5 protein-coding genes are annotated in these 3,900 nt (G+C 61.4%); 3 read left to right on the plus strand and 2 right to left on the minus strand.

Annotation, left to right across the window (positions count from 1 at the left end):
* On the minus strand, positions 1-539 hold a 539-nt coding region (locus AWB78_RS41655; RefSeq protein WP_198399358.1), incomplete at its 3' end, for a transposase.
* 219 nt (positions 540-758) lie between these two features.
* Here AWB78_RS41655 and AWB78_RS41660 point away from each other — a divergent pair.
* From AWB78_RS41660 to AWB78_RS41670, 3 genes are all read left to right on the plus strand, one after another.
* Positions 759-1,094 (plus strand): hypothetical protein, encoded by a 336-nt coding sequence (locus AWB78_RS41660; protein WP_157697875.1) that lies wholly within the window; start codon positions 759-761, stop codon positions 1,092-1,094.
* A 1,658-nt stretch (positions 1,095-2,752) separates the two neighbouring features.
* On the plus strand, positions 2,753-2,938 hold the full coding sequence (locus AWB78_RS41665; RefSeq protein WP_062613034.1) for a hypothetical protein: 186 nt from the start codon (positions 2,753-2,755) through the stop codon (positions 2,936-2,938).
* Between the two features lie 304 nt (positions 2,939-3,242).
* The gene (locus AWB78_RS41670) at positions 3,243-3,452 is read left to right on the plus strand and encodes a hypothetical protein (RefSeq protein ID WP_062613036.1); all 210 of its coding nucleotides are present in this window, start codon (positions 3,243-3,245) and stop codon (positions 3,450-3,452) included.
* A 29-nt stretch (positions 3,453-3,481) separates the two neighbouring features.
* Here the strand turns inward: AWB78_RS41670 and AWB78_RS47340 are convergent, their stop codons facing one another.
* Positions 3,482-3,658, minus strand: a complete 177-nt coding sequence (locus AWB78_RS47340; protein WP_157697876.1) for a hypothetical protein — start codon at positions 3,656-3,658, stop codon at positions 3,482-3,484.
* Positions 3,659-3,900 lie beyond the last annotated feature (242 nt).

Consider the following 3,900-nt stretch of genomic DNA (forward strand, 5'->3'; position numbering starts at 1 on the left):
TTCGCCTTGGCCAGCAGCGCATCGATCTGTTCTTTGAGTTCCAGCTCGGCTTTCTTCATCCGCTCGTAACTCATCGCCTTATGACGCGACGCATTGGCCTTGATCTTCGTGCCGTCAACGGCAATCGTCCCGAGCTTGACCAGTCCGCATTCCTTGGCCAGCTTCACCACTTGCACAAACAGGTCCGACAGTTCCTTCAAGTGAAAGGCGCGAAAGTCGCAAAGCGTGCGATGCGCCGGATAGTTGCCCGCGGCGAGGACCCGGAACGCGACATCTTCATGCAGCTTCCTGGCCAGCTTGCGCGACGAGAACACCCCGGTCGCATAGCCGTAGACGAGCACCTTCACCATCATCGCCGGATGAAAGGGTTGATTGCGCGGGCCGCCGCCCGCATACCGCGCATGGAAGCTTGACAGGTCGAGCGAATCCACCGTGTCGCTGATGTAATAGGCCAGGTGCCCTTCAGGCAGCCAGTCTTGCAGCGCGTGGGGCAGCAACATCTGCTGCTGCGGCTCGTAGGGAAGATAGCTTATTGGCATCTCCTAACAACGCTTACCCGGCTCGGCCGGATGACATCAGATTTCTGCCGCGCATACTCCTAGGTGGGGGCGTCCATCCCATTGCTTACGTTTAATGTCATGTCGTGCCTCATTTGTTGCCATTTCAGTGATCTCTGGTGATCGGATCTACATCCAACGAAACTACTCCGGTCGCAATATCGGCTCGTTTCAGAAAAACTGAAGCGCCGCGGATGCTTTATGCTGATCGATGAGCTCCTTCTTCGCCCGCAGCGCTGTCTGGCGCTCGCGTCTCACTGGCAAACCCGACGCATTCGAAATGAAGCCGGCGTAACGGAGAACCCGATGATGAGACCCACCGTCGACGAACTGATGCGCCGCGCGTTCGACGCGCCGCGCGACCCGACCAGTCCGGAATACAAAGCCGGCGTGCGTTCCATCCTGAACCTGCGCGTGGGTGGGATTCCCGTGCCGCTCCCCTATGAGCTCGGCACCGCGCAGGCCGATGCCTATTTCGCGGGTCAGAATGAAGGCCATCGCATTTGGCGCAAGCTCGAGGAGGAGGGCGAGGTTTGAGCGGACGCAACGGCCGATGGGCGTCGCCGAGCAGCCCGCGGCCATGCACCGCAGCAACGGACCGCAGCAACGGACAGACTAAACACCGCCAAGCGCGTTATGTCAATCGGTAAACACGGCCTCGAGGCGGCTTGGAGGCGGGCGGTTTTTGTGCAGCGCGGAGCGCGTGTCGGTGGCGAGAATGAAAAGGGCCGCTCATGTCGAGCGGCCCCAAGGCAAAACATGAAACTTATTAAATGCATGTTCTGGAGAGAGACCTGTTTAACGGCCCCGCCCAGGCAAACTTTAGCTAGCCCCGCCGTGCAGGATGGCCACGAGGCCGGGGAAATTACACGTCGCATCGTTCGTTATGCGCGGTCGTGCCCCGGTTCGCTTCGCCGCGAGTCCGTCATCGGGAACTCCGGGCCGAACCGCGCCACGAGCCGCGCGACTTGATACTTGCCCCGCCGTTCGCAGCGCGAGCAGGCGGTTGCAGGTTGACGGACGGAAGACGGCCGCGTTGAAGGCGCTCTATCAATGCCGCTCCGCAGCGCGTGGCTGTCGAGGCACTATGCTGGCTTCCCAGGCTCGTGATCCGACCGGTGATGCAATTCTCTGCAGTAGTTCGCCCGGATCGTCGCGCGCGGGTCGGATGACTGATAGTGGCAGCGGCTCAACCGACGATACTGGCGACCCTCGCCTCTGGTTGCGTAGTACGCCAGCGATCTGTGACGCGCGTCTCATCGTGGTGCTGGTGCTGGTTGCCGCGACCGCCTTTTTTGCGTGCAATACTAGCGACGATTTGGCAGAAAGCGCCACCGACCAACGAGATAATGCAGGAGGGAACTTGGGGAAGCGGGTCTTTCTTGGCGCAGTTCTGGTGGCATTGACATCGACCGCGACGGCAGGCCAGCACTACGTCGAAGTCTGGAATCCGCCCGAGGCGCGCAGCAACATGCCCGGAGTAAGCTCACAGTCTCATAAGTCGTTGGCGAGACGGCACGCGCGTATGAAGGCATCGCCGGGCAGCAACGTCAAGCATGGGGTGAGAGCCGCAGCCACCAGTTGGTACGCGAGAGCGGCAGGACGACCGCACGCGCGACCAACGTTCAACGATATACCCCGGCAAATCACCCCCGAGGGGAACATTCTGCGTGTCAGCGATAGTTCAGGTTCTGTCGCGCTGCAACGCTAGCCTGCGTCGTATGACGGGCCCCGTCGGGGCATAACGGCTTGTTGCGCCGGGGTCCGAGCCGGACGGCGTCGAACGATCCGTCCGTGGAACGAGGCGCTCAACTAAGTGCGCAAAGCCGCGAAGTCCATTAGGTGCAGCGAGAGGTCTTGAAGGGTTCATGTTTTCGCGTCGGTCGAGAGGCGGTTCTCCGCTTCGGAGGGGCTTTTATCCGTTAGTGTAGCGCGCCGCGTCGATCCTACTGAAGGAGCTTGAACGCGGCCGCTAATTCGCGGGTAAGGTGCGACTCGGCGGGTTGCCAGATGCGACCGTCCCGGAGACGGTCGAGCAGGCCGCCGCGAAACGGGCGGGTATCAGGATCCGGTCGAGGTGTATTGGCCGCAGCTGCACGCCTGCCCTGTGAGGGAGGGCCTAGGCGCAGGTCGGGCAACGAGGTCATCCCGCCTTCGGGAGCGGCGAGGACCACTTTACCGCCCCAGCGATAGGCGTGTTTGCCGAAGACGAGCCTATTATCCTGCACATCTACCCCGTGCCGGGCGGCCTATGGGGCGGGCGGCTTACAGCGGGAGAGGAGACCATAGGCGAGCTAGGGGCCTTTCAGTCCACACAGGAGGTCGAGCAGGCCGCCGCCGATACCGGCTTGTACCCGGACCGCATCTTCATAGAGGAATGACATTTCTCGGTAGCGTGGTCCTCGGACCGTGGCCGCTAAAGCGGCGCACCGTGAGATTGCCTGCTCCCGCTGCGGACGGCGGGGCAAGAATCACCCGGCGCGGCTCGTGGAACGCTTCGGCTCTGACTTCCCGACGACGGACCTAGGCTCGGAGCTACGACTGCCCGAACCGGAGCGCAAACTCTCACGCGGAGCGGTGCGGCGTGTATTTCCCCGGCCTCGCGGCAATTCTGCAGGGGCTAATCCGCCCGCCCTCCAGGCTCCTTCCTTGCTCTAGACGAAATGTGAGTAGCGAGGGGGCGCGATGATTCCTCCGGAAATGGCAACGATAGAACTTGCCAAGGCAGAGGCCGAGATAGCCAAATGGGAAAAGCGAGTAGCGGAGCAGCAGTACCGTATTCAAACCCGGCAGACCAATGGCATAGAGCTTGAGTTAGCCAAGCAAATATTGCAGACCTTCGAAGCGGCTTTAAAGACCGCACAAGCGCAACGAGACCGCTTGGTCGAGCGTTAGCCGTATCCACCCGCCGAATTTAGCGATGTTTAGCCTTCCTTGCATCGCACCAAACGGCCGTCTTGGCTGCCTTCGCCCAGAGCCGCGCCCATTTTGCCCGCCTGCGCTTTTTCGGCCGGCGTCGTGACGAGGATTAATCGAGCCACCGCCGCGCTGGCGCGGCGCATCGCATAGGTTTGGCGCTGATATTTGTCGCGTCCCGGCATGGCGACCCCACGTTGTCCGCGTGTTTAACAGGCCGGCGCAACGCCCATGCCGAGCGTTGCAGAGACATGCAGACCGCCTGACCCATCGAATACCGGCTCATGCCGGTGAGAATTCCCGGCAGGATAGGTGAAGCCCTCGCCTAGAAGCAGATTCGCAAGCCGCTCCGTAAGCAATGGGATGGACGCCCCCACCTAGACGGCATCAATGTGCCAGAGTGGAAGTGTCGTCAACCACTCGAACA

Source organism: Caballeronia calidae, assembly GCF_900044055.2.
Taxonomy (GTDB): Bacteria; Pseudomonadota; Gammaproteobacteria; order Burkholderiales; family Burkholderiaceae; genus Caballeronia; species Caballeronia calidae.